At 64.2% G+C, this 24184-nt stretch carries 23 protein-coding genes and 1 riboswitch; of the genes, 7 read left to right on the top strand and 16 right to left on the bottom strand.

The annotated features are described in order from the left end of the window. Positions 1 to 3: 3 nt before the first annotated feature. The 9 genes from IB275_RS05970 to IB275_RS05930 form a co-directional block, all read right to left on the bottom strand. Positions 4 to 675: a class I SAM-dependent methyltransferase gene (locus IB275_RS05970; protein WP_192289925.1), complete on the bottom strand. Its 672-nt coding sequence runs from the start codon at positions 673 to 675 to the stop codon at positions 4 to 6. An 82-nt stretch (positions 676 to 757) separates the two neighbouring features. Beyond that, positions 758 to 2032 (bottom strand): sensor histidine kinase, encoded by a 1275-nt coding sequence (locus IB275_RS05965; RefSeq protein ID WP_192289927.1) that lies wholly within the window; start codon positions 2030 to 2032, stop codon positions 758 to 760. Further along, complete coding sequence (locus IB275_RS05960) at positions 2022 to 2705, bottom strand: response regulator transcription factor (protein ID WP_081517514.1); 684 nt, start codon at positions 2703 to 2705, stop codon at positions 2022 to 2024. The genes IB275_RS05965 and IB275_RS05960 overlap by 11 nt, the downstream gene beginning before the upstream one ends. A 130-nt stretch (positions 2706 to 2835) precedes the next feature. Then, the gene (locus IB275_RS05955) at positions 2836 to 3150 is read right to left on the bottom strand and encodes a DUF190 domain-containing protein (RefSeq protein ID WP_192289929.1); all 315 of its coding nucleotides are present in this window, start codon (positions 3148 to 3150) and stop codon (positions 2836 to 2838) included. Positions 3151 to 3195: 45 nt separating this feature from the next. Continuing rightward, complete coding sequence (gene crcB, locus IB275_RS05950; protein ID WP_081517512.1) at positions 3196 to 3579, bottom strand: fluoride efflux transporter CrcB; 384 nt, start codon at positions 3577 to 3579, stop codon at positions 3196 to 3198. A gap of 64 nt (positions 3580 to 3643) precedes the next feature. After that, positions 3644 to 3706: riboswitch (Fluoride riboswitch) on the bottom strand. Positions 3707 to 3779: 73 nt separating this feature from the next. Beyond that, the gene (groL, locus tag IB275_RS05945; protein WP_045209649.1) at positions 3780 to 5420 is read right to left on the bottom strand and encodes a chaperonin GroEL; all 1641 of its coding nucleotides are present in this window, start codon (positions 5418 to 5420) and stop codon (positions 3780 to 3782) included. Positions 5421 to 5468: 48 nt separating this feature from the next. Beyond that, a complete protein-coding gene (locus IB275_RS05940) occupies positions 5469 to 5762 on the bottom strand; it encodes a co-chaperone GroES (RefSeq protein WP_009617968.1) in 294 nt (97 codons plus the stop codon). Positions 5763 to 5999: 237 nt separating this feature from the next. After that, a complete protein-coding gene (locus IB275_RS05935) occupies positions 6000 to 6467 on the bottom strand; it encodes an FxsA family protein (RefSeq protein WP_192289931.1) in 468 nt (155 codons plus the stop codon). 88 nt (positions 6468 to 6555) lie between these two features. Further along, positions 6556 to 7293 (bottom strand): HugZ family pyridoxamine 5'-phosphate oxidase, encoded by a 738-nt coding sequence (locus IB275_RS05930; protein WP_192289933.1) that lies wholly within the window; start codon positions 7291 to 7293, stop codon positions 6556 to 6558. Between the two features lie 107 nt (positions 7294 to 7400). Between IB275_RS05930 and IB275_RS05925 the strand changes: the two genes are divergently transcribed. Then, positions 7401 to 8159: an SDR family oxidoreductase gene (locus IB275_RS05925; RefSeq protein WP_192289935.1), complete on the top strand. Its 759-nt coding sequence runs from the start codon at positions 7401 to 7403 to the stop codon at positions 8157 to 8159. A gap of 82 nt (positions 8160 to 8241) precedes the next feature. Here the strand turns inward: IB275_RS05925 and IB275_RS05920 are convergent, their stop codons facing one another. After that, the gene (locus IB275_RS05920; RefSeq protein ID WP_192289937.1) at positions 8242 to 9243 is read right to left on the bottom strand and encodes a DUF481 domain-containing protein; all 1002 of its coding nucleotides are present in this window, start codon (positions 9241 to 9243) and stop codon (positions 8242 to 8244) included. A gap of 193 nt (positions 9244 to 9436) precedes the next feature. Between IB275_RS05920 and IB275_RS05915 the strand changes: the two genes are divergently transcribed. Together IB275_RS05915 and IB275_RS05910 are read left to right on the top strand one after the other, a co-directional pair. Next, entirely contained in the window at positions 9437 to 9811 is a 375-nt protein-coding gene (locus IB275_RS05915; protein WP_192290640.1) for an MGMT family protein, read from the top strand. 42 nt (positions 9812 to 9853) lie between these two features. Next, a complete protein-coding gene (locus IB275_RS05910) occupies positions 9854 to 11662 on the top strand; it encodes an AmpG family muropeptide MFS transporter (protein ID WP_138212325.1) in 1809 nt (602 codons plus the stop codon). Positions 11663 to 11734: 72 nt separating this feature from the next. Here the strand turns inward: IB275_RS05910 and IB275_RS05905 are convergent, their stop codons facing one another. Together IB275_RS05905 and IB275_RS05900 are read right to left on the bottom strand one after the other, a co-directional pair. Then, entirely contained in the window at positions 11735 to 12580 is an 846-nt protein-coding gene (locus IB275_RS05905; RefSeq protein WP_192289939.1) for a mechanosensitive ion channel family protein, read from the bottom strand. A gap of 142 nt (positions 12581 to 12722) precedes the next feature. Continuing rightward, entirely contained in the window at positions 12723 to 13202 is a 480-nt protein-coding gene (locus IB275_RS05900; RefSeq protein WP_192289941.1) for a YajQ family cyclic di-GMP-binding protein, read from the bottom strand. Positions 13203 to 13362: 160 nt separating this feature from the next. On the opposite strand from IB275_RS05900, the gene IB275_RS05895 reads away from it, so the two are divergent. The 4 genes from IB275_RS05895 to IB275_RS05880 are packed head-to-tail and all read left to right on the top strand — an operon-like array spanning position 13363 to position 17966. Then, positions 13363 to 14328, top strand: a complete 966-nt coding sequence (locus tag IB275_RS05895; protein ID WP_192289943.1) for a response regulator — start codon at positions 13363 to 13365, stop codon at positions 14326 to 14328. Between the two features lie 38 nt (positions 14329 to 14366). Continuing rightward, the gene (locus IB275_RS05890; protein WP_192289945.1) at positions 14367 to 15278 is read left to right on the top strand and encodes a putative 2-dehydropantoate 2-reductase; all 912 of its coding nucleotides are present in this window, start codon (positions 14367 to 14369) and stop codon (positions 15276 to 15278) included. A 60-nt stretch (positions 15279 to 15338) separates the two neighbouring features. Then, the gene (locus tag IB275_RS05885; RefSeq protein WP_192290641.1) at positions 15339 to 17390 is read left to right on the top strand and encodes a sensor histidine kinase; all 2052 of its coding nucleotides are present in this window, start codon (positions 15339 to 15341) and stop codon (positions 17388 to 17390) included. Positions 17391 to 17393: 3 nt separating this feature from the next. Then, positions 17394 to 17966: a cob(I)yrinic acid a,c-diamide adenosyltransferase gene (locus IB275_RS05880; RefSeq protein WP_081517502.1), complete on the top strand. Its 573-nt coding sequence runs from the start codon at positions 17394 to 17396 to the stop codon at positions 17964 to 17966. Between the two features lie 62 nt (positions 17967 to 18028). Here IB275_RS05880 and IB275_RS05875 read toward each other — a convergent pair whose 3' ends face one another. The 4 genes from IB275_RS05875 to secA all read right to left on the bottom strand — a co-directional run bounded on the left by IB275_RS05875 (position 18029) and on the right by secA (position 23916). Then, complete coding sequence (locus IB275_RS05875) at positions 18029 to 18979, bottom strand: Nudix family hydrolase (RefSeq protein ID WP_192289947.1); 951 nt, start codon at positions 18977 to 18979, stop codon at positions 18029 to 18031. A gap of 71 nt (positions 18980 to 19050) precedes the next feature. Beyond that, a complete protein-coding gene (locus IB275_RS05870; RefSeq protein WP_081517500.1) occupies positions 19051 to 19680 on the bottom strand; it encodes a glutathione S-transferase family protein in 630 nt (209 codons plus the stop codon). Positions 19681 to 19829: 149 nt separating this feature from the next. Beyond that, positions 19830 to 21047: a bifunctional glutamate N-acetyltransferase/amino-acid acetyltransferase ArgJ gene (gene argJ, locus IB275_RS05865; protein ID WP_081517499.1), complete on the bottom strand. Its 1218-nt coding sequence runs from the start codon at positions 21045 to 21047 to the stop codon at positions 19830 to 19832. A gap of 118 nt (positions 21048 to 21165) precedes the next feature. Then, positions 21166 to 23916 (bottom strand): preprotein translocase subunit SecA, encoded by a 2751-nt coding sequence (gene secA, locus IB275_RS05860; RefSeq protein ID WP_192289949.1) that lies wholly within the window; start codon positions 23914 to 23916, stop codon positions 21166 to 21168. Positions 23917 to 24184 lie beyond the last annotated feature (268 nt).

The following is a 24184-nucleotide window of genomic DNA, read 5'->3' as shown; positions in this document are numbered from 1 at the left end:
CCATCACTCCTTACGCAGAATGTAGACCCGCCACATGTGTACGAGCGGGACGAAATCAATGTGATCCTGGACCTTGAAACCAGCCTGGCGGAACTCCGCCTCGATGGTCTTGGCGGGTATCACGAAGCGGTTCTGGTAGGCGTGTTTCTTGCGATTCGATTCGGCGCGAGCACGTTTCCAGGACTTGAAGTTACCATCGACCCACATCGACAGGATCACCGAGTCGCGGGTTACGCGGTGAAATTCGCGCAACATCGTCAAACGATCGTCAGTTTCGCCGATATGGTGCATCAGGCGCATCGAGAAGATGCTATCGACGGCGTTGTCGGGCAGATCAATGGCAAACGCGGAAGTCTGCAAAGGTCGGACGCGTTTTACAACCTCATTCGGTTGACCGGCGCAGGCCACGGCGATCATGTCCGGGGAATTGTCTGCCCCGATGATCACCCGGTTCTCCTTTTCGGCCAGCATCGGCCAGAAGCGCCCGGCGCCGCACGGCAGGTCCAGGACCAGATTGGGCTGCCCCGCCAGCTTGAGTGCCTGACGGGCGACTTGGACATCGCGCCAGTGAGAAAGTTTCCGGGAGAGTCCGGCCTGGTGCTTGCGCAGGTAACGCTCTGCGTGCTGGCGGTCGTACTTTTGGGAGAACTCCAGGTCGACGGGTTTTTCAGTCATCGGATATTTACCTTTCCCGAATTCAGGGCGAACGATACGAACCAGCCTGTCACAGCCGGGTCATGCACTTGTGAAGTTTTTGTCAAACGACGGCTAGGCGAACTTCGAAGCGACAGCCATGGGGCTCGGCCGGACGCAGCGTGACGTCCCAGCCTTCGGAGGCGCAGATCCGCTTGACCAGCGACAACCCCAGCCCGAGCCCCTCACCACGCGGGTTCTGGCCGCGCGTGAAGGGCTGGAAGACGCGCTCGCGCTGCTCTTCCGGGATGCCGGCGCCGGTGTCCTCGACCCAGAATCCGTTCGGTCCAAGTTGTAAGCGGATGCTGCCGCTTTCGGTGTAATGCATGGCATTGCGCAATAAATTGCTCATCACCGAACGCAGGAAAGGCGCGTTGAACTGCCCGGGCATCTCCTGGCTGACGTTGTATTCCAGGGTCAAGCCCTTCGCTTCGATAGGCCCGCGCCACTGTGCGACCAACTCGTCGCCGATCGTCCGCAACCCAGCCTGGGACACGATGGCCATATCCTTGCGCTGGGCCCGCGCCAGCATCAGGAAGGTCTGCACCAGATCCCGCATCTCCTCGCAGGCACTGTTCATCCGCACCAACTGAGCACGCGACCGCGGGGTGAGCCCCGGCTCTTCCGCCAGCAACTCGCAACTGGTGGCGATCACCATCAGCGGCGTGCGCAGCTCATGGCTGACGTCGCTGGTAAAGAGCTTCTCCCGGGTCAGCACATCGTGCAGCCGCCCCATGGCGTAATCGAAGGCCGCCGCCAGCTCGCCCACCTCGTCGTTGGCGTAATCCGGCGACATGGGCGGTGCCAGCTCCAGCAACTGGTCCCGGTGACGAACCTGGCGCGCCAGGCGCGACACCGGCTCCATGACCTTGCGCGCCAGCAGCCAGCCCAGCACCCCGGACAGGGCGAGGCTGAGCACATAACCGGTGACCACGGCGGCATAGAGGATCTGTTCGCGCGCCTCGAAGTCGCTCTGGTCCTGCAGCAGGACGAAGCGGCGGCCATCGACGTCGCGCGCCAGCGCATGGAAAGACAGCTCGCCATCGAAGACTTCGTGGAAACCGGCGTCCAGCCGGCGCAGCGCCGGCGGCATGGCATAGACGCCCGCGCCATCACTGATGAAGAAACGCATGCCGGGATCGAGTTTCGGAGCCTGGCCGTTCCCCAGGTCCTCATTGATGATGCGGTCCAGTTCACCGCCCAGGTCGCGGGAAATCAGGCGCTCTTCGACGATATGAACGACGCCGACGATTCCCACCGAAAACAGGCCGCCAACGGCGGCGGTCATGAGTACGAAGGCAAAGACAATCCGTCGGGAAAGGCTCTGCTTATACTCCATGCGCTTCCTCCGCCAGCTTGTAGCCGACGCCATGCACCGTGTGCAGCAGGGAGGATGCGAAGGGCTTGTCGATCACCTGGCGCAGCTGATGAACGTGGCTGCGCAGGCTGTCGCTGTCGGGGCAGTCATCCCCCCAGACGGCTTCCTCGAGCACGTCGCGGCGCACCACGTGCGGGCTCTTCTGCATCAGCACCGCCAGCAGCTTGAGGCCGATGGGGTTGAGCTTGAGCGGCTTGCCGGCACGGTTCACTTCGAGGGTGTCGAGGTTGTAGCTCAGGTCGGCGACCTGCAGCTCGCGCCGCCCGCCGCCCTGGCTGCGGCGCAGCACCGCCTCGATGCGAGCGGCCAGCTCGGAGAGCGCAAAGGGCTTGAGGAGGTAATCGTCAGCGCCGGAACGGAAGCCCTGCAGGCGGTCGTCCAGCTGATCGCGGGCGGTCAGCATGATCACTGGGGTGTCGCGGCGCGCGTCTTCGCGCAGGCGGCGGCACAGGGTGAAACCATCCAGCCCCGGCAGCATCACGTCCAGCACGATCAGGTCGTAATGGGACGTCGCCGCGAGGTGCAATCCGGACAGGCCGTCCTGGGCGCAATCCACCGTGTAGCCCTTCAGGCCCAGGTAGTCGGCCATATTGGCCAGGATGTCCCGATTGTCTTCAACCAACAAAATGCGCATATGCTCTCCTCGAACGCAATGCACGTTAGCCTAACCAGCTTAAATAGAACTTAAGCGGCTTTGACGGAATTTTCACATTCAACCTGCCGATTGCCCGTGCGGCAGGTCGAATGAGCCCTCCGGCGCGGCTTCAGTCGCCCGCCACACCAAACTCGATCGGCGTCTTCACGTAGAACAGCTTCACACCCGCCTGGCGGATCGCCTCGAAGATGCGCCCGGACTCTTCCTCGCTCACTGCCATGGTGACTTCCTGCGGCTGGTCGGCCAGCTCGAAGAAATGCGCGTAGTGAATGCGCCCGGTCTTGCCGAAGCCTTCGCTCGCAGTCATCAGGGTGGCGCCGCGTACGCCTTGCCGGCGCGCCTCCTCCAGCAGCCATTGAGCCAGCGGCAAGCCGGCGTGTTTGCGGTCCTGCTGGGTGAAGAACTTCAACTGGTAGCCGTTCATGTCTTCCTCCCGAAGGCCTCGCGGCCTCTCTCATGGCTGGACGGCCTAGCGGCCCATCAGCGCGTGCACCGACCAGAGTCCGGCCAGGGTCATCAGCAGGGAACCGGCAAGGTGCGTGGCGACCGTGCCCATGGCCCAGGCCAAGCGGCCTTGCTGCAGCAGCACGACGACCTCGGCGGAGAAGGTCGAGAAGGTGGTGAGGCCACCGCAGAAACCGGTAATGATCAGTAATCGCCATTCTGGCGCCAGGCCGGGGGAGTTGGCGAAGAAGGCGATAGCCGCGCCGATGATGTAGCCGCCAACCAGGTTGGCGACCACCGTGCCCGGCGGCATGGATGGCAGGAGGGTATTGAGCTTGAGCCCGAGCACCCAGCGCAGCAGTGCGCCGAGGGCGGCTCCGAGAGAGACGGCGAGAATGGGTTTCCACATGGTCCTGTCCTGGGGAAGGTGTTTTGGACAGGCCGCAGGCGAGCGCCTACGCGCCTTTCCAGGTCTATGCGTAGGCATCATCAGCCACAAGGGCGGTTGAAGGAGGAATGCCATCTCCTGCGGCGCAGTCTGGCATATCCGACGCCCATGAAAAAGCCCCGCCTAGGCGGGGCTTTTTCTTACAGCAGGTGCCGGGTGGCTTACATCATGCCGCCCATGCCGCCCATGCCGCCCATGTCCGGCATGGCCGGAGCAGCCTTGTCGTCAGCCACTTCGGCAACCATGGCCTCGGTGGTGACCATCAGGCCGCCGATGGAAGCAGCGGCTTGCAGAGCCGAACGGGTGACCTTGGCCGGATCGAGGATACCCATCTCGATCATGTCGCCGTACACACCGGTAGCAGCGTTGTAGCCGAAGTTACCCGAACCCTGCTTGACCTTGTCGACCACTACGCTCGGCTCGTCGCCGGAGTTGGCAACGATCTGGCGCAGCGGAGCTTCAACGGCGCGACGCAGCAGAGCGATACCGACGTTCTGGTCTTCGTTGTCGCCCTTCAGGCCTTCGATGGCTTGCAGAGCACGAACCAGAGCGACGCCGCCGCCAGGAACCACGCCTTCTTCCACAGCAGCGCGGGTAGCGTGCAGGGCGTCTTCAACGCGGGCTTTCTTCTCTTTCATCTCGACTTCGGTGGCAGCGCCAACCTTGATCACGGCAACACCGCCAGCCAGCTTGGCCAGACGCTCTTGCAGCTTCTCACGGTCGTAGTCCGAGGAAGTCTCTTCGACCTGCTTGCGGATCTGCAGGACGCGAGCTTCGATGTCGGCTTGAGCGCCAGCGCCATCGATGATGGTGGTGTTTTCTTTGCTCAGAACCACGCGCTTGGCGTTACCCAGGTGCTCCAGGGTGGCGCCTTCCAGGCTCAGACCGACTTCTTCGGAGATGACGGTACCGCCGGTCAGGATGGCGATGTCCTGCAGCATGGCCTTGCGGCGGTCGCCGAAGCCCGGAGCCTTGACGGCTGCGACCTTGACGATGCCACGCATGTTGTTGACGACCAGGGTAGCCAGGGCTTCGCCTTCGACGTCTTCAGCCACGATCAGCAGCGGACGGCCGGCTTTGGCAACGGCTTCCAGGACCGGCAGCATTTCGCGGATGTTGGAGATCTTCTTGTCGACCAGCAGCAGCAGCGGGCCGTCGAGCTCGGCCACCATGGTGTCCGGCTTGTTGATGAAGTAGGGGGACAGGTAGCCGCGGTCGAACTGCATGCCTTCTACGACGGACAGTTCGTTTTCCAGGCCCGAGCCTTCTTCAACGGTGATCACGCCTTCTTTACCGACCTTGTCCATGGCTTCGGCAATGATGTTGCCGATGGAGTCGTCGGAGTTGGCGGAGATGGTGCCTACCTGGGCAATGGCCTTGGTGTCGGCGCAGGGCTTGGCCTGCTCCTTGAGCTGGGCAACGATGGCCACGGTGGCCTTGTCGATACCGCGCTTCAGGTCCATCGGGTTCATGCCGGCAGCGACGGCTTTCAGGCCTTCGTTGACGATGGCCTGGGCCAGAACGGTAGCGGTGGTGGTGCCGTCACCGGCAGCGTCGTTGGCCTTGGAGGCAACGTCTTTCACCAGCTGGGCGCCCATGTTCTCGAACTTGTCTTTGAGTTCGATTTCCTTGGCGACGGAAACGCCGTCCTTGGTGATGGTCGGAGCGCCGAAGCTCTTGTCCAGGATGACGTTACGGCCTTTCGGGCCCAGGGTCGCTTTCACAGCGTCGGCCAGGACGTTTACGCCGACCAGCATTTTCTTGCGAGCGGAATCGCCGAACTTAACTTCTTTGGCAGCCATGTTCTGTTTCCTCTAAATCGAATTCGGTGGGGAGTGGACGGACTGAAATCAGTCTTCCAGGACGGCGAGGATCTCGGACTCGCCCATCACCAGCAGTTCTTCGCCGTCGACCTTGATGGCGTTGCTGCCGGAGTACGGACCGAAGACCACCTTGTCACCGACCTTCACGGCCAGAGCGCGAACTTCGCCGTTGTCCAGGACACGGCCGGCACCAACAGCGACCACTTCACCGCGGTTCGGCTTCTCGGCGGCGGAACCCGGCAGCACGATGCCGCCTGCGGTCTTGGTCTCTTCCTCGCTGCGACGGATGACGACGCGGTCATGCAGAGGACGAAGCTTCATAGTCGTAACTCTCCCAAACTGTGATTTCCAACGGCCGGATCGATGCCCGGCAGGTTTTATTGAATCCGGCGGTGCCGGTTTGCGTCCCGGCTGGCGAGACGCGTAAAGAGCAGCCTGTCCGTGTGACAGGGACCTTGCGGTGACCGGTACATAAGGTCGCTACAAGGCATTTCAAGTGTGTGACGAAAAAATTTTTGCAGGCGGCGGGTGCTTCAGGCGAGCGAAACCGCCCGACGCTCAACGCAGGCGGTCGCGATCTTCCTCGCGGCGCTGGTACTCGCCCTCGATCACGCTGGGGCCGCTGCGGTGCTGGGCGGCCGGATCGTCGGCGAAGGCGCGGCGGCGCTCCGCCTGTTCCTGCATGCGCTGGCGCACGCGACCAAGCATCAGGCGGCGGGTGAAGGGGATCAGGCAGAGCAGGCCGACGACGTCGCTGATGAAGCCCGGCAGCATCAGCAGGCCACCGCCCAGGGCGATGACCAGGCCTTCGAGCATTTCCTGCTCGGGCAGCTCACCTCGATTCAGGCGCTCGCGGGCACGCAGCGCAGTAGCGACGCCGGCCACGCGCAGCACCGCTGCGCCGATGAAGCCGCCGGCGATGATCAGCAGCAGGGTCCAGCCCACGCCGATCACGCTGCCGACCTTGATCATCACGGCCAGCTCGATCAGCGGGAACAGAAGAATCAGAAACAGGGGAACTCGCATCGATGAATCCTTGGCGGGGTCATTGCCCGGGTAGAAAGCTAGGTGGCGACGCCCCCTTCCAATTTCAAGGGATAAGCCAAGGGAAGGATCAGGCCTGGATCACTTCGTTGCCCGGCCAGACGTCCGCCTTGGCCAACTGCACCAGCGCCTGGCGCACCGCGCCGGCGTTGCCGCAGGGCGCCGGGAACGGCAGCCAGTGCAGGCCCTGACCAATGCGCAGGTGGAAACCTTCTGTATCAATTCCCGCCAGCTGCGGGCCCTGCCCGGCGGGCAACCCGGCCAGTTCGACGTAGTGTTCGATGGCATTGGCGTGGTCGCTGTTCATGTGCTCGACCATGCTCTTCTCCGCTTCGCCGACGAAGGGGTTGGCCAGCGGCACGCTGTTGGCGCCCAGCCAGTGGATATCGCCGAAGCCACCGATGTAGCGCCACTGCACCGGCTCCAGCACCCAGAAATCGAAGTCGTGGACGATGTGGTAGTCCTGCGAGCCGGGGAAATAGCGGTAGTAACGCTCGGCGGCGTCGGCGATGGCATCAACGTCCTCGACCAGCAGCGCCTCGGCCAGCAGAGTCAGGCGTCCGGCGGCCTGGATGTCGTCGACGCCACGCTCGCCGATGAGCAGCGAGCATTTCCCGTCCATCTGCAGGTTATGGGTGTGCTGGGCGATGCGGCTGATCAGGATCAGCGGACGGCCGGCCTCGTCCAGGCAATACGGCACGACGGAGCCGAAGGGGAATCCGGGCCACTTCTTCGAGTGGGTAGAGAGGACGCCGCGGTATTCCTTGAGCAGCAGTTCTCGGGCATGCTTGGCAGCTTTCACGCTCAACTTATGACTCCTCGCAAAGAATCCGTCGTAAACGGACGGGCAGGACTGACTCTGTGCACAGCTGCCGGCGGGGCCTTTCACCAGAAACTGTTCGTGGGGTTGTTCCGATGCAATTGAAAGACAAGGTCATCATCATCACCGGTGGCTGCCAGGGCCTGGGCCGCGCCATGGGCGAGTACCTCTCCGGCAAGGGCGCGCGCGTCGCGCTGGTTGACCTCAATACCGAAAAACTGGACGAAGCCGTGGCTGCCTGCAAGGCCGCCGGCGGTGACGCCCGCGCCTATCTGTGCAACGTCGCCAATGAAGAACAGGTTACCCACATGGTGGCCCAGGTCGCCAGCGACTTCGGCGCCATCAACGGCCTGGTCAACAACGCCGGCATTCTGCGCGACGGCCTGACCATCAAGGTCAAGGACGGCGAACTGAGCAAGATGAGCCTGGCCCAGTGGCAGGCGGTGATCGACGTCAACCTGACCGGCGTGTTCCTCTGCACCCGCGAAGTGGCGGCGAAGATGATCGAGCTGAAGAACGAAGGCGCGATCGTCAACATTTCCTCCATTTCCCGCGCCGGCAACATGGGCCAGGCCAACTACTCCGCCGCCAAGGCCGGCGTCGCCGCCGACACCGTGGTGTGGGCGAAGGAACTGGCGCGCTACGGCATCCGCGTGGCGGGCGTGGCTCCCGGCTTCATCGAGACCGACATGGTCGCCAGCATGAAGCCCGAAGCCCTGGAGAAGATGACTTCCGGCATTCCGCTCAAGCGCCTGGGCAAGCCGCTGGAAATCGCCCACTCGGTGGCCTACATCCTCGAGAACGATTACTACACCGGCCGCGTGCTGGAACTGGACGGCGGCCTGCGCCTGTAATCCGCCCGCCCATGAAAAAGCCCCGCCAGGTGCGGGGCTTTTATTGCCGTTCTCGTAGAGCGGAGCCAGTCGAAGCGAAGCGTTACCAGCCGACGCCCAGGCCCAGGGTGTAGCGACGCTCGTTGACGTCGCCGTCGTTGCCGCTGAGCTTGTCCCATTCGGCCTTCAGGCTCAGGGACGCCCAGGAGGTCAGCTTGTAGCGGATGCCCGCCTCGCTCTCCAGCTCGTACTCCACGTTGGACTCCAGCGGCTTGCTGACTTCGCCGTTGGTGAACACCTCGAACTGCTTGGCCAGCAGGTAACGGTTGTAGTCCCACTTCAGGCTGGTGCTGTAGAAGTGGGATTTCTCGTCGTCGACGAATTCGTAGTCGTTGCGGTTGACCAGGGTCGCCAGGGAGAACGCACCCAGCTCGTTGTCCCAGAATTGGTAGCCCGGGCCGGTACCGACGGTGCGTTTCTTCTGCAGGTCCTCGATCCAGTCGCGCTTGTACTGCGCCTGGCCCTGCCAGAACCAGTGCTCGTCGAGGAAGCGGTCCAGCGCGTATTGCGCGGAATAGTTGTTGGTACTGACCTGATCGTCCTTCTTCTCGCGGTTGTACTCGCCCTGCAGATTGTGGCGCCAGCGGCCGTGGCGGGCGTTGGTCTTGAAGTCGATGTCGTAATCCTCGACATCGTTCTCCGCCTGCTTGTGGTCCAGGGAGAAGTCGACGTTGCCGGTCCAGACCCAGTCTTCGAGGATCGGCTTGGGTGGCATCATCTGCTCGATCTTCGCCAGTTCCACCGTGCGCGCCTCGCCGTTGACCAGCGTGACCTTGCCCTGGTCCGACGCTTTCAGGCCCTTGGAGTGCTCGCCGGTTTCCTCGTCGTACTTCACCAGCAGGTTCTGGTCGGTCTCCAGCGTCTTGATCTTGTCCGCCTTCAGCGTGATGTCTCCGCCGTAGTCGGTCGCCAGCAACAGCCTGCCGCCGTCATAGAGTTTGATGGTGCCGCTGAGGCGGTCACCGTTCTTCAACCAGACGGTGTCGGCGAGGGCGGACAGGGAACAGGATGCGAGTGCGACGGTAAGCAGGGTTCTGGGGAACATGAGTCGAATTCAACTGGATGGAGTGGGCAAAAAGCCGGGCATTATCCAGATACCCGACACTAGAGCAACGACTGACAGACCCAGTTGCAGGGAGTTCACAATGACTGACAGATGGGTCTTACAAATGAGCCGACTTGCCAGGGCTGCACCAGCCGATATCCTGAGCGTCAGCCCCTCTATTGCGGTGCATTCGATGCCCAAGCCCAAGCCCCCAGCCAGCGCACCAGTGACTGACCTCGGACTGGAAAGCCTGCAGGTACGGCGCGAAGCGATTTTCCTGGTCATCGCCCAGGTGCCGGAAGGCTGTGTCATCACCTATGGCGATGTCGCGCGACTCGCCGGCCTGGGACGTTCCGCACGGCTTGTAGGACGTATCCTCAGCCAACTGCCCGAAGGTACGCGCCTGCCCTGGCATCGGGTGATCGCCGCAGGGGGGCGCATCAGCCTGCCCGTCGGCACGGTTTCGGGTAACGAACAGCGCGCACGATTACGTGCCGAGGGTGTCAGAATCCATAACGATCGGGTGGACATACGTCGGCACGGCTGGCCTAGCGGCGAGCAGTCCTAGTAGAGTTCGCGTAATTTTTCGTCCTGCTGGAAAACACCCCCCATGAAAGAGCATTCCTGGCGCGAGGCATGGATTGCCTACAAGTCTCCCGCCAGCCTCGCGCTTTTGCTGCTGGGTTTCGCCGCCGGCCTGCCCTACATGCTGGTGCTCTCCACCCTCTCGGTGTGGTTGCGTGAAGCGGGTGTCGCTCGGGAAACCATCGGATTCGCCAGCTGGATCGGGCTGGTGTACGCCTTCAAGTGGGTGTGGTCGCCCATGCTCGACCAGTGGCGCCTGCCCTTCATCGGCCGCCTGGGTCGCCGTCGCTCCTGGCTGGTGTTCTCCCAGGGGCTGATCGCCATCGGCCTGCTCGGCATGGCCCTGTGCAACCCGCAATCACACCTGAACTGGCTGATCGCCCTGGCGATGGTGGTGGCCTTCGCCTCGGCCACCCAGGACATCGCCATCGACGCCTACCGCCTGGAAATCGCCGAGAACACCCGCCAGGCCGCGCTGGCCGCGTGCTACATGACCGGCTACCGGGTCGCCGTGCTGTTCGCCACCGCTGGCGTGCTGTTCCTCGCCGAGTGGGCCGGCTCCAGCGCCCTGCATTACAGCCAGTCGGCCTGGGCCCTGACCTACGCGGTTTGCTCGCTGGCCATCCTGCCCGGCCTGATCACCACGCTGCTGATGAAAGAGCCGCCGGTCAACGTGCAGCCGCAGGCGGGCAGCTCGGCCTTCGCGTTCAATCATCAACTGCTCTCGGTTCTGACCCTGCTGGTGCTGCTGATCTCCGTGCCGGCCATGCTCACCGCCCTGACCGCCCAGGCCTGGCCACGAGCCGCACTGTACGGAATCTTCATCGGCATCTGCATGACCCCCCACGGCCGCCGGCAGATCCGCCCGGTCCGCGAGCTGCTGTCGAAGGTACGCCGCCCACTGCTGCTGGCGGTGCACGGGCGCGGCCTGCCGCAGTTCGACTTCGTCCACCAGGCCGTCTCGGTGATCGTCCTGATCATCCTGCTGGTCACCGGCACCGCCTTCATCAACATGGCCGAAGCCGGCAAGTGGTGGCTCGCCCTCCTGTACCTGCTGATCGCCCTGAGCTGTATTTCCGCCCCGGGACGCCTGCTGATGGCACCGGTGCTGACGCCGATCACCGAGTTCGTCCGCCGCTACCGCTGGCAGGCGCTGCTGCTGCTCGGGCTGATCTCCACCTACCGCATGTCCGACACCGTCATGGGCACCATGGCCAGCGTGTTCTACATCGACATGGGCTTCTCCAAGGACACCATCGCCACCGTCAGCAAGCTGTTCGGTGTGGTCATGACCCTGGTAGGGGCGGCGGCCGGCGGTGTGCTGATTGCCCGTTTCAGCATCCTGCCGATCCTCTTCATCGGCGGCGCGGCCTCTGCCGGAACCAACCTGCTGTTCGCCATGCTGGCGCAGATGGGCGCAATCGACGACCCGCACCTGATGGGGCAGAACGTCTTCGCCCTGCTCAAGGTGCTGGAACCCCACGTCACCATGCTGGTGGTGACCATCATGCTCGACAACTTCAGCGGCGGCCTCGCCACCTCGGCCTTCGTCGCCTACCTGTCGAGCCTGACCAACCTGAAGTTCTCCGCGACCCAGTACGCCATGCTCAGCTCCACCATGCTGTTGCTGCCGCGCTTCATCGGCGGCTATTCCGGGGCGATGGTCGAGGGCATGGGCTACGAGCGCTTCTTCTTCTTCACCGCCCTGCTCGGCGTGCCGACGCTGCTGCTGATCGGCTGGCTGTGGCTGCGCCGCAAGAACGACATCACCAACGGCGCAGCCGAGGAAGCCACGGAAGCGCCAGCGCAACACCCCAGCGCAGAACGTCACTGATTCTGGTTACTGGATCAGCGCCCATGAAAAAGGCCGGCAAATGCCGGCCTTTTTCGTTCCTGCGGGGCGGGATCAGTCCGCCAGGACGGAGTCCTCTTCGCCCTTGACCACGCGCACCACCTTGTTCGGCGCCAGGTCGATGCCGGAATCGCGCAGACGCAGGCGCACCTGCTCGTTGAGCATGAAGGTGACGCCCCAGTAGTCGGCGTTGGCGGTCCACAGGCGCAGCGACAGGGTCACCGAGTTCTCGCCCAGGCCCGCGACCACCACCACCGGCGCCGGGGACTTGAGCACGCGCGGATCGTCCGCCAGCTCCTTGAGGATGGATCGGGCGCCATCCAGGTCAGCGTCGAAGGCCAGCTTCACGTCGAAGGTCACCTGGCGGGTGGTCTGGGTCGAGGTGTTGGTGATGATGCCGTTGGACAGCGCGCCGTTGGGCACGATCACGGTACGGTTGTCACCGGTGCGCAGCACGGTGTGGAAGATCATGATGTTGTCCACGGTGCCGGACACGCCCTGGGCCTCGATCCAGTCGCCGATCTTGAACGGGCGGAACAACAGGATCAGCACCCCACCGGCGAAGTTCGACAGGCTGCCCTGCAGTGCCAGGCCGATGGCCAGGCCGGCGGCACCGATGGCGGCGACGAAGCTGGTGGTCTGGATGCCGATCATCGACGCCACGCTGACCATCAGCAGGATCTTCAGGATGATGTTCACCATGCTGCCAATGAAGCCCTGCAGCGTCTTGTCCACGTGCTTGGTGGACAGCACTCCACCCACGCGACGGGTAAACAGGTTGATCACCCACCAACCGATCAGCAGGGTCAACAGCGCCAGCGTGGCATTGCCCAGGTAGGCCAGGACGACCGGTGTCCAGGCCTCCGCGCTGTTCATGATCTGCTCGTAATTCATATCCATGGATGCAGGCCCCTTGTCTATTGCCATTCCAAAAACAAAACCGCCATGGCAAGCCATGGCGGTCGGGAGTTCGCCGAGCGACTCTATTACTGCGACGTCAGGCGGGCGGTGAGGTTCCGCAGCTTTTCGTCGAGAGTGCGCATCAGTCGCGGAAGTTGTTGAACTGCAGCGGCATGCCGAGGGATTCGCCGCGCAGCAGCGCGATGGCTTCCTGCAGGTCGTCGCGCTTCTTGCCGGTGACACGTACCTGCTCGCCCTGGATGGCGGCCTGTACCTTGAGCTTCTTGTCCTTGATCAGGGCGACGATCTTCTTCGCCAGATCCTTGTCGATGCCCTCGCGGAAGTCGACTTCCTGCTTGACCACCTTGCCGGAGGCGAAGGAATCCTTGATCTCCATGCACTGCGCGTCAATCTTGCGTTTGACCAGGCTGGAGCGAAGAATGTCGAGCATCTGCTCGAGCATGAAATCCGCCTCGGCGATCAGGGTGATGGACTTTTCCTTGGCCTCGAAGCTGCACTTGCCCTTCAGGTCGAAACGGCGGTCCAGTTCCTTGGTGGCGTTATCCAAGGCGTTGGTCAGTTCGTGTTTGTCCAGTTCGGACACCACGTCGAACGAAGGCATGACATCTCTCCAGATGGACGGCGCGATGCGGTTCACAGTCAGCATCGAGCCTGGCTTGACGATAAAAATGCGCGGTCATTATAACTGACAGACAAGACCGCGCCCGGCCTCTGACACTAAGAGCCGGCATTTCCCACTCGTTTGCGAGACATTCCTTTCCATGCCAACCAACCATCTCAGCATTCTGGTGGTCGACGACGCCAAGTTCTCCAGCGCCATGATTGGCCGCGCGCTGAGTCAGGCCGGCTATCAGAACGTGCGCTTTGCCAGCAGCGCCAGCGAAGCGCTCGACCTGCTGGAAAAGGAGCCGGTGAGCGTACTGCTCGCCGACTGGCTGATGCCCGAGATGGACGGCCTGGAGCTGACCGCGCGGGTACGCCAGCTCGACGAGAGTGGCGACCACTACACCTACATCATCCTGCTCACCGGCAAGGAGGGCGACAACGCCCTGGCCGAAGCCTTCGACCGCGGCGTCGATGACTTCGTCAGCAAGTCGGCAATGAACGAGCAACTGGTGCCCCGCGTACTGGCCGCCGACCGCCTGAGCAACACCCTGCAGCGCCTGCTGATGGAAAACCGCCTGCTCACCCAGAACATCACCAGTCTGGAAGAGCGCAACCTGGTGGACAGCGCCACCGGCCTGGGCAACCAGCGCTACCTGAAGCAGAAGCTGGCCGACAGCATCCGCCAGGTGGAATCCCGCGGCGGCGCGGTGTGCTACATGCTGATCGGCCTGCCGGAGCTGGCCGAACTGGGGCAGAAGCACGGCCAGTCGTTCCAGAACGAACTGCTCCATGGCGTCGCCCGGCGCCTGCAGCAACTGGTGCGGCCGCTGGATGTCCTGGCGCGTATCGATGACCAGCACTTCGCCCTGATCACCCTGCTCGAAGACCTGCAGGAGTGCTCGCCGAGCAGCTTCCGCCGCCTGCACGAAGGCCTGAACCTCAAGGCCTTCAAGACCAGCGAAGGCTTCATCACCCTCAAGGCAGGCATCAGTCTGGTGGGCCTGGACGCCAAGGCGCTGCCCCTGGAAGTCGAGCACCTGATGCAGCAAGGCCGCGCGCTGCTGCCCGATGCCTTCGCCAGCGGGCGAATCAACGCCAGCCGCCTGACCGGCCTGCGCTAAACTTCGCGGTAAGCCCCCGAAACCGCGAAGTTCCTCCCATGACCTGGACCATCCTCGGCGCCGGCAGCCTCGGTTGCCTGTGGGCCACCCGCCTGTCCCGCGCCGGCCTGCCGGTGCGTCTGCTGCTGCGCGACCGCCAGCGCCTCAACGCCTACCGCACCCTCGGCGGCGTCACCCTGGTGGAAGACGGCCGCGAGAGCCTCTACCCGATCCCGGCGGAAACCGCCGCCCAGGGCGCGCCGATCCAGCGCCTGCTGCTGGCCTGCAAGGCCTACGACGCCGAGTCCGCCGCCGCCAGCGTGGCCGCGCGCCTGGCACCCGGGGCCGAGCTGATCCTGCTGCAGAACGGCCTGGGCAGCCAGCAGGCGGTCAGCGCTCATCTACCCCGCGCCCGCTGCCTGTACGCCTCCAGCACCGAAGGCGCCTTCCGTGAAGCCGACTTCCGCGTGGTGTTCGCAGGCGTCGGCCAGACCTGGCTGGGCGACGAACAGGGCGGCCCCGAGCCGGAATGGCTGGCCGACCTGCGCCGCGCCCAGATCCCCGCGCAGTGGAGCGACGACATACTCGAACGCCTGTGGCGCAAGCTGGCGCTGAACTGCGCGATCAACCCGCTCACCGTGCTGCATCAGTGCCGCAACGGCGAGCTGGCCAGCCATCCCGGCGAAGTCGCCGGGCTCTGCGACGAGCTGGGCCAATTGCTCCATGCCGCTGGCTACTCCGCCGCCGCACGGGAGCTGCAGGGCGACGTGGAGCGGGTGATTGCCGCCACCGCAGCGAACTTCTCGTCCATGTACCAGGACGTCGCCAAGGGCCGGCGCAGCGAGATTGCCTACCTGCTCGGCCACGCCTGCCGCGAGGGCGACCGCCGGCACCTGGCACTGCCGCAACTGCGCGCCCTGCACGAGCGCCTGCGGGCCTGTCTGGTGGCCCGCGGATTGCCCGACAACTGATGGCGGGCTACCCTGCCCGCCTCCCCTGTTTTTCTCTTTGACGCGCCCATGCCTTCACCCATGAACCTGCGCCAGCGCCTGGAAGACCTGCCGGTCGGCCAGAAAATCCTCGCCGCCCTGCTGGTGCTGCTGGCGACCGTGATGCTGGTGGCCAACCTCGCCTTCATCAGCGCGGCCTACTGGATTTCCCAGGACAGCGTGGCGCCGCAAGCCCTGCAGACCATCGGCCGACTGATCGCCAACCCGGCGCTCAGCGAGCCGGCACTGTCCTCGCCGACCCAGGCCCAGGTGCTGCTACGCCAGTTGGACGACTACCAGCCGCTGCGCGCCGCCGCGCTCTACGACAGCAATGGCGAGCGCATCGCGCAGACGCCGAGCAACGGCCCGGTGGCGCTGCCCGAGCGCCTGGACCACCTGGAGCGCTGGCGCCAGCACGAATACCGTCTCAATGCACTGTTCGAGCTCCCCCAGGCCGGCCGCAACAGCGGCTACCTGCTGCTGGTGGCGAGCAGCGAGCTGCCCGGCGCTTTCTACACCGGCACGCTGACCGCCAGCCTGGTGATCCTTGCGGTCTCGGTGCTGCTCTGGCTGCTCATCGCCCAGCAGATCCGCCGCCTGATTACCCGGCCTATCCGCAGCCTGGAAGAGCTCTCGCGCCAGGTCACCCGCGAGGAAAACTATGCCCTGCGCGCCGAGCGCGGCAACGCCGACGAGATCGGCCGTCTGGCTGACGCCTTCAACACCATGCTGACCCGCATCGAGGCCCGAGAGCAGCAGCTCAAGCGCGCCCGTGACGACGCCCAGGAAGCCGTGGAACAGGCCCAGTCGCTGGCCGAGGAAACCCGCCGTTCGAACCGCAAGCTGGAGCTGGAAGTCCAGGTGCGCAGCAAGATCGAGAAGAAGCTCACCGGCTTCCAGCACTACCTCAACAGCATCATCGACTCCATGCCTTCGGCGCTGATCGCGGTGGACGAGCAGCTCTACGTCACCCAGTGGAACCAGGAAGCCAGCCAGCTCTCCGGCACCAGCCTGGACGATGCGGTGAACCAGCCGGTGTTCCTTGCCTTCCCGTCGCTCAAGCCCTTCCTGCCGCAGCTCACCCGCGCCGCCGAGCAGCACAAGGTCGAGCGCGTCGAACGCGTCACCTGGGCCCTTACCGACGCCCCGCGCCACTACGCCCTGACCTTCTACCCGCTGATGGGTGGGACCGGCCGTGGCGCGGTGATCCGCATCGACGACATCACCGACCGCCTGGGGATGGAAGAGATGATGGTGCAGTCGGAGAAGATGCTCTCCGTCGGCGGCCTCGCCGCCGGCATGGCCCACGAGATCAACAACCCGCTGGGCGCCATCCTGCATAACGTGCAGAACATCCGCCGGCGCCTGTCGCAGGAGCTGCCGAAGAACCTCGAAGTGGCCGGCGAAGTGGGCGTGCGCCTGGACGACCTCAACCACTACCTGGAAGCGCGGGAGATCCCCAAGCTGATGGATGGCATCCAGTACGCCGGATCCCGCGCGGCGAAGATCGTCACCCACATGCTTTCCTTCAGCCGCCGCAGCCATCGCCAGATGGCGGCCTGCGAACTGCCGGCGCTTCTGGAGCAGGCGGTGGAGATTGCCGGCAACGACTTCGACCTCACCGGCGGCTTCGACTTCAAGTCGCTGGAGATCGTCCACGAATACGACCCACGCCTGGGCCCGGTGCCGGTGATCGCCAACGAAATCGAACAAGTCCTGCTCAACCTGCTGAAGAACGGCGCCCAGGCCATCCACCTGCGCGACGACGAAGAGGAAGGCGAATACGGCCGCATCACCCTGCGTACCCGGCTCAATCCACCGTGGGCGGAAATCCACGTGGAGGACAACGGCTGCGGCATGCCGGAGAACGTGCGCAAGCGCATCTTCGAGCCCTTCTTCACCACCAAGGAAGTCGGCCAGGGCACGGGGCTGGGCCTGTCGGTCTCGTACTTCATCGTCACCAACAACCACAAGGGGCAGATGGAGGTGCAGTCCGAACTGGGCGTGGGCACCTGCTTCACCATCCGTCTGCCGCTGGCCGCCGAGATTTCCCCATCGCTGCCGCTTTTGGCGCAGGGCGACAAGGAGCATTGAGCCATGGGCAATCGCCTGTCGAAGATCTACACCCGCACCGGCGATGCCGGAGAAACCGGCCTGGCCGACGGCCGCCGCGTGCCCAAGCACCATCCACGGGTGGAAGCCATGGGCGCGGTGGATGAGCTGAACAGTCACCTTGGCCTATTGCTGGCCGGGCTGCACGAAGCGCGCAGCAGTGCGCTGGAAGAGGTGATTGGTGTATTGGCGCCGATCCAGCATCGGCTGTTCGACCTGGGCGGTGAGCTGGCGATGCCGGAATACCGCGCGCTGAACGATGCCGAAGTGGAGCGCCTGGAGCAGGTGATCGACCGCTGGAACGAGGAGCTCGGGCCGCTGAAGAACTTCATCCTGCCCGGCGGCTCACGCCTGGTCGCCCTCGCCCACCTGTGCCGCGCCCAGGCACGCAACGCCGAGCGCCGCTGCCAGCAGCTGAATGCCGAGGAACCGCTGGAAGGCGCGGGCCTGCGCTACCTGAACCGCCTGTCCGATCTGTTGTTCGTCGCCGCACGCTTCATCGCCCGCCGCCAGGGCGTGGAGGAGATTCTCTGGCAGGCAGCCGAAAAGCCCGCCTGACCGGGCTCTGCAGGATGGCGTGGGCGAGGCGATACCCCTCGCCGCCCCGCGCAAAGTGCCTATCAGCCTTCCGCCTTCGGCCAGAACGCACGAATACCCGCCACGCCCTGCGCACCCGCCTGCCAGGCGCGCTCGAGATCCTGCGGGCCGACACCACCGAGCAGGAACACCGGCTGGTTGAAGCCATCGATCAGTTCTGCCGCTGCCTCCCAGCCCAGCGCCGGCTCGCCCGGATGGCTCTCGGTGGGCTGCACCGGCGACAAGGTGACGAAGTCCACACCCATGCGCACCGCCAGCTCCAGCTCTTCGGCGCTGTGGCAGGACGCCGCCAGCAGGCGCTCGCGGGGGAACGGCCGGCCGTTGGGTGCGTACTTGCGCAATTGCTCGGACGTCAGGTGCCAGCCGGCCGCCGGAAAATCTCCCAGCCACTCCAGCGGGCCCTTGAGCATCAGCTGCGCCTTGCCGGCGCACAGGCCCTGCACGTCGACGGCGAGGTCGCGGTACTCGGGGCTGTACATGTTCGGCGCGCGCAGCTGGATCAGACGGATGCCACTGGCGACGGCAGCGCGCACGCCCTGCACCAGTTGCGGGATTTCCAGGCCATCAGGCGTGATCAGGTAGCGATCCGGCAGGCGCGCGGCCTGCACGATGGGCTCGTTGGCCGCCGGGAACTCGTAGTCCGGCAGGTCGCGCGGGGCGACCCAGGCCAGCGGCTGGCCCTCGGCGCCATGGGGCGCGCCGGAGAAGGCAGAGACTTCCCAGACATCCAGCAGCACGTGCTTGTCGCTGTAGTCATGTTGCACACGGATCAGCGGGCGGGCCTGCTCGACGTCGATGCCAAGTTCTTCCTTCAACTCGCGGGCCAGAGCGACCTGCACTGCTTCACCCTCTTCCACCTTGCCACCGGGAAACTCCCAGAGACCGCCCTGGTGCTTGTCGTCCGGACGACGGGCGATCAGCACCCGGCCATCGAGTCCGCGAATCACGGCGGCGGCGACATGTACTCGTTTCACAGTGCTACTCCTCAATCCGATTCAGGCAGGGCCCGCGCAGACGGGCATTCTACCGTCATTGGCGGCCGGGTTCAGGCGCGTTCGACCATCGCCGCGTCCAGCCAGGGACGGAAGGCCGGCCAGGCATAGATCGCATCGACGTAGTTCTGCGCCTCGATGGGCAGGGTCACGCAGTAGCTGCGCAGACGCGTGGCAATGGGAGCGTAGAAGGCGTCGGCAATGCTGGCGTGGCCGAACAGGAACGGACCGTCCTGGCCGAACTGCTGGCGGCACAACGCCCAGAGCTCGACGACACGGGCGATATCCGCCTCCACCGCGTCGGGCACGTTGGTCAGCGGCTGGTTGCGCTGGATGTCCATGGGCATGTGCGAACGCAGCGCCATGAAGCCGCTGTGCATCTCGGCGCAGACCGAGCGGGCCAGGGCGCGGGCCGCTTCGCCACGGGGCCAGAGGTGGGCTTCGGGGAAGCGTTCGGCGAGGTATTCGGCGATCGACAGGGAATCCCAGATCAGCCCGTGCTCGCACTTGAGCGCCGGCACCTTGCCGCTGGGCGAGTGCTCGCGGATGCGCCGCGAGATGTCCTGCCCACCGAGGGGAATGAGGATTTCCTCGAACTCGGCGCCGGTGAGCTGCATGGCCAGCCAGCCGCGCAGGGACCAGGAGGAGAGGTTCTTGCTGCCGATGATCAGGGTGAGGGACATGGATGCGATGCTCTTGAGGGTCAGTCAGGAGACCTTAGAGCGCGGCAGCCATGAAAACAAATTCCCGATTTTCATCTATCGATGAAAATCGGGAATGCGAGGTGTGACGAGGCGCCGGCACGGTCTCCGCGCCAGCGCTTACGCGTCGATCAGGTTCGGTATTCCGCGTTGATCTTCACGTACTCGTGGGACAGGTCAGTGGTCCAGATGGTCTCGCTGCAGGTGCCGCGGCCGAGATCGATGCGGATGGTGATCTCTTCCTGGGCCATGACTTTGGCACCCTGGTCCTCGGTGTAGCTGGTGGCGCGACAGCCACGGCTGGCGATGGCCACGTCATCGAGGAACACGTCGATCAGGCTCACGTCCAGGTCCGGCACGCCGGCACGGCCGACAGCCGCGAGGATACGGCCCCAGTTCGGGTCGGAAGCGAACAGCGCGGTCTTGATCAGCGGCGAGTGGGACACGGCATAACCGACGTCCAGGCACTCCTGGTGAGTCGCGCCGCCATTCACCTGCACGGTGACGAACTTGGTGGCGCCTTCGCCGTCGCGGACGATGGCCTGGGCCAGTTCCATGGAAACTTCCAGCACGGCCTGCTTCAGCGCGGCGAACAGCGCGCCGCTGGCAGCGGTGATCTCCGGCAGCGCGGCCTGGCCGGTGGCGATCAGCATGCAGCAGTCGTTGGTGGAGGTATCGCCATCGATGGTGATGCGATTGAAGGACTTGTTCGACGCGTCGCGCAGCAGGTCCTGCAGCACGCCCTGGGCAACCTTCGCGTCGGTGGCGATGTAACCGAGCATGGTGGCCATGTTCGGCTTGATCATGCCGGCGCCCTTGCTGATGCCGGTAACCGTGATGGTCACGCCGTCGTGCTGGAACTGGCGGCTGGCGCCCTTGGGCAGGGTGTCGGTGGTCATGATGCCGGCAGCGGCGTCGGCCCAGTTATCCACAGACAGGTTGGCCAGCGCGGCAGGCAGCGCGGCTTCGATCTTCTCGACCGGCAGCGGCTCGCCGATCACCCCGGTGGAGTACGGCAGCACGGCATTTTCCGGCACGCCGGCAAGCTCGGCCAGCTTGGCGCAGGTGCGGGTGGCGTTGACCAGGCCCGGTTCACCGGTGCCGGCGTTGGCGTTGCCAGTGTTGGTCAGGAGGTAGCGCACCGGCCCCAGGAAGCGCTTGCGCGCCAGGATCACGGGAGCGGCGCAGAAGGCGTTGGTAGTGAACACACCAGCCACGGTGGAGCCTTCGGCGCAACGCATCACCACGATGTCCTTGCGGCCGGGTCGTTTGATGCCGGCAGAGGCGATGCCGAGTTCGAAACCGGGGACCGGGTGCAGGGTGGACATGGGGCCGAGACCAACAGCCATGTGGCGCGCTCCTATCTAGTCAGTGAATCAAGTCAGTGAAACGAATCAGTGAAGCAGATGAGAAAAACGCCGCGAGCGGCAGGGCCGGTCGCGGCGTTGGTATCAGGGGCGGAAAGCGTTATTCCACCTGACCGTGGCAGTGCTTGTACTTCTTGCCCGAACCGCAGGGGCACGGCTCGTTGCGGCCGATCTTCGGTTCGTTGCGGACGGGTTCCATCGGCACTACGTTGTCAGCCGGGATTTCACCCTCTTCTTCCGGCTCGCCGGTCACCTGGTCCATGGACGGTGCGGCAGCATGCTGGAACTGCATGCGCTTGGCCATTTCCTCGGCTTCGCGGCGCAGGCGGGCTTCTTCTTCGGCCGGGTCTTCGCGGCGAACCTGGACGAAGGACAGCACGCGGATGGTGTCGCGCTTGATGGAGTTCAGCAGTTCCTGGAACAGGTTGAAGGACTCGCGCTTGTATTCCTGCTTCGGGTTCTTCTGCGCGTAGCCGCGCAGGTGGATGCCGTGACGCAGGTGATCCATGGTGGACAGGTGGTCCTTCCACAGGTCGTCCAGCACGCGCAGCAGCATCTGCTTCTCGAAGGTGCGCAGGGCTTCTTCGCCGGCGAGCTCTTCCTTCTCGTTGTAGGCAGCGACCAGCTCGGTGAGGATCTTCTCGCGCAGGGTTTCTTCGTAGAGCTTCTCGTCGTCGTCCAGCCACTGCTGGATCGGCAGTTTGAGGCCGAAATCGCTGTACAGCGCAGCTTCCAGACCGGCGACGTCCCACTGCTCGGGCAGCGACTGCGGCGGAATGTGTTCGCTGACGGTGTTGTTCAGGGTCTCTTCGCGGAACTCGGTGATGGTCTCGCCGATGTTGTCGGCCGCGAGCAGGGTGTTGCGCATGTGGTAGATCACCTTGCGCTGCTCGTTGGCGACGTCGTCGAACTCCAGCAATTGCTTGCGGATGTCGAAGTTGCGGCCTTCGACCTTGCGCTGCGCCTTTTCGATGGCGTTGGTCACCATGCGGTGTTCGATCGCCTCGCCCGGCTGCATGCCGAGGGCCTTCATGAAGTTCTTCACCCGGTCGGAGGCGAAGATGCGCATCAGGTGGTCTTCCAGCGACAGGTAGAAGCGGCTGGAGCCCGGGTCGCCCTGACGGCCGGCACGGCCGCGCAGCTGGTTGTCGATACGGCGGGATTCGTGGCGCTCGGAGGCGATCACGTGCAGGCCGCCCGACTCGATGACCTGTTGGTGACGCTTCTGCCAGTCGGCCTTGATCTGCGCGACCTGCTCGTCGGTGGGGTTCTCCAGCGCGGCGACTTCCACTTCCCAGTTGCCGCCCAGCAGGATGTCGGTACCACGACCGGCCATGTTGGTGGCGATGGTGACCGAGCCCGGACGACCGGCCTGGGCAATGATCTCGGCTTCCTTCTCGTGGTACTTGGCGTTCAGTACCTTGTGCTCGATGCCGGCGTTCTGCAGCAGCTGCGAAACGTATTCGGAGGTCTCGACCGAGGCGGTACCCACGAGGATCGGACGACCCAGCGCCTGGCACTGCTGCACGTCGGTGATGATGGCGGCGTACTTCTCGTCCTGGGTCAGGTAGACCAGGTCGTTGAAGTCCTTACGGGCAACCGGACGGTGGGTCGGGATCACCACCACGTCGAGGCCGTAGGTCTGGCGGAATTCGAAGGCCTCGGTGTCGGCGGTACCCGTCATGCCGGCCAGCTTGGTGTAGAGGCGGAAGTAGTTCTGGAAGGTGGTCGAGGCCAGGGTCTGGCTCTCGGCCTGGATCGGCAGATTTTCCTTCGCCTCGATGGCCTGGTGCAGGCCTTCGGAGAGGCGACGGCCCGGCATGGTACGGCCGGTGTGCTCGTCGATCAGCAGGACCTGGTCGCCCTGGACGATGTATTCCACGTTGCGGTGGAACAGAGTGTGGGCGCGCAGCGCGGCGTAGACATGGGTCAGCAGGCTGAGGTTGTGCGCCGAGTAGAGGCTCTCGCCCTCGGCCAGCAGGCCGTTCTGGGTCAGCAGTTCCTCGACGTAGGCATGGCCCTGTTCGTTGAGTTCGACCTGGCGGGTCTTCTCGTCGATGCTGTAGTGGCCCTGCTGGGTCACCTGGCCTTCGACTTCCTCGATGTGGCGTTTCAGGCGCGGGATCAGCTTGTTGATCTTGATGTACAACTCGGAGCTGTCTTCGGCCTGGCCGGAGATGATCAGCGGAGTCCGCGCCTCGTCGATGAGGATGGAGTCCACTTCGTCGACCACGGCGAAGTTCAGTTCACGCTGGAACTTGTCTTCCAGGCTGAACGCCATGTTGTCGCGCAGGTAGTCGAAGCCGAATTCGTTGTTGGTGCCGTAGGTGATGTCGGCGGCGTAGGCGGCGCGCTTCTCTTCCGGCGGCTGGAACGGGCTGACGATGCCGACGGTCAGGCCCAGGAACTCATACAGCGGGCGCATCCAGTTGGCGTCGCGGCGGGCCAGGTAGTCGTTCACGGTGACCACGTGCACGCCTTTTCCGGACAGGGCATTCAGGTAGACGGCCAGGGTACCCACGAGGGTCTTGCCCTCACCGGTACGCATCTCGGCAATCTTGCCTTCGTGCAGGGACATGCCGCCGATCAGCTGGACGTCGAAGTGACGCATGCCCATGACGCGCTTGCCGGCCTCACGGGCGACGGCGAAGGCTTCCGGAAGGATCTGGTCGAGGGTCTCGCCCTTGGCGACGCGTGCCTTGAACTCTTCGGTCTTGGCCTTCAGTTGCTCATCGGAAAGCGGGACCATCTGGGGCTCGAGTGCATTGATGGCCTGGACCTGCTTGGCCATGCGCTTCACTTCGCGCTCGTTCTTGCTTCCAAAGAGTTTTTTCAACAAAGGCGCAAACATATCGACTGGGTCATCCGAACTGGAGAATTGGAGGGCTGCCCGACTGGCTGGCCGCGGCGCGGAACGGCAATGAAGCGGGCATTCTACCCGGAAACTTCCGGGAAAAAAGTGCCGAAGTCATCCTCCGAAGCTTCGCATTCTGCGAGCTTGGGGGCAATGCATGGACCGACAACTTTGAATCCGAGTGGGTGATATGGTGACGCAGCCGGATAACTTCAAGGGTGGACGGTGGCCTCTGGCCCTGAGTGCATCTGTTACCATCCTTCTT

Source organism: Pseudomonas sp. PDM21, assembly GCF_014852505.2.
Taxonomy (GTDB): Bacteria; Pseudomonadota; Gammaproteobacteria; order Pseudomonadales; family Pseudomonadaceae; genus Pseudomonas.
The sequence above is the reverse complement of the archived record's forward strand: the minus strand, read 5'-3'. Positions and strand labels throughout refer to the sequence as shown.

Excerpts from the sequence above, each read along its gene's own strand:
- groL (WP_045209649.1), bottom strand. The coding sequence starts at position 5,420 with ATGGCTGCCAAAGAAGTTAAGTTCGGCGATTCCGCTCGCAAGAAAATG.
- IB275_RS05905 (WP_192289939.1), bottom strand. The coding sequence starts at position 12,580 with ATGGATATGAATTACGAGCAGATCATGAACAGCGCGGAGGCCTGGACA.
- IB275_RS05960 (WP_081517514.1), bottom strand. The coding sequence starts at position 2,705 with ATGCGCATTTTGTTGGTTGAAGACAATCGGGACATCCTGGCCAATATG.
- argJ (WP_081517499.1), bottom strand. The coding sequence starts at position 21,047 with ATGGCTGTTGGTCTCGGCCCCATGTCCACCCTGCACCCGGTCCCCGGT.
- IB275_RS05925 (WP_192289935.1), top strand. The coding sequence starts at position 7,401 with ATGCAATTGAAAGACAAGGTCATCATCATCACCGGTGGCTGCCAGGGC.
- IB275_RS05915 (WP_192290640.1), top strand. The coding sequence starts at position 9,437 with ATGCCCAAGCCCAAGCCCCCAGCCAGCGCACCAGTGACTGACCTCGGA.
- IB275_RS05935 (WP_192289931.1), bottom strand. The coding sequence starts at position 6,467 with ATGCGAGTTCCCCTGTTTCTGATTCTTCTGTTCCCGCTGATCGAGCTG.
- IB275_RS05920 (WP_192289937.1), bottom strand. The coding sequence starts at position 9,243 with ATGTTCCCCAGAACCCTGCTTACCGTCGCACTCGCATCCTGTTCCCTG.
- crcB (WP_081517512.1), bottom strand. The coding sequence starts at position 3,579 with ATGTGGAAACCCATTCTCGCCGTCTCTCTCGGAGCCGCCCTCGGCGCA.
- IB275_RS05955 (WP_192289929.1), bottom strand. The coding sequence starts at position 3,150 with ATGAACGGCTACCAGTTGAAGTTCTTCACCCAGCAGGACCGCAAACAC.
- IB275_RS05890 (WP_192289945.1), top strand. The coding sequence starts at position 14,367 with ATGACCTGGACCATCCTCGGCGCCGGCAGCCTCGGTTGCCTGTGGGCC.
- IB275_RS05885 (WP_192290641.1), top strand. The coding sequence starts at position 15,339 with ATGAACCTGCGCCAGCGCCTGGAAGACCTGCCGGTCGGCCAGAAAATC.
- IB275_RS05970 (WP_192289925.1), bottom strand. The coding sequence starts at position 675 with ATGACTGAAAAACCCGTCGACCTGGAGTTCTCCCAAAAGTACGACCGC.
- IB275_RS05895 (WP_192289943.1), top strand. The coding sequence starts at position 13,363 with ATGCCAACCAACCATCTCAGCATTCTGGTGGTCGACGACGCCAAGTTC.
- secA (WP_192289949.1), bottom strand. The coding sequence starts at position 23,916 with ATGTTTGCGCCTTTGTTGAAAAAACTCTTTGGAAGCAAGAACGAGCGC.
- IB275_RS05965 (WP_192289927.1), bottom strand. The coding sequence starts at position 2,032 with ATGGAGTATAAGCAGAGCCTTTCCCGACGGATTGTCTTTGCCTTCGTA.
- IB275_RS05880 (WP_081517502.1), top strand. The coding sequence starts at position 17,394 with ATGGGCAATCGCCTGTCGAAGATCTACACCCGCACCGGCGATGCCGGA.
- IB275_RS05910 (WP_138212325.1), top strand. The coding sequence starts at position 9,854 with ATGAAAGAGCATTCCTGGCGCGAGGCATGGATTGCCTACAAGTCTCCC.
- IB275_RS05900 (WP_192289941.1), bottom strand. The coding sequence starts at position 13,202 with ATGCCTTCGTTCGACGTGGTGTCCGAACTGGACAAACACGAACTGACC.
- IB275_RS05870 (WP_081517500.1), bottom strand. The coding sequence starts at position 19,680 with ATGTCCCTCACCCTGATCATCGGCAGCAAGAACCTCTCCTCCTGGTCC.
- IB275_RS05940 (WP_009617968.1), bottom strand. The coding sequence starts at position 5,762 with ATGAAGCTTCGTCCTCTGCATGACCGCGTCGTCATCCGTCGCAGCGAG.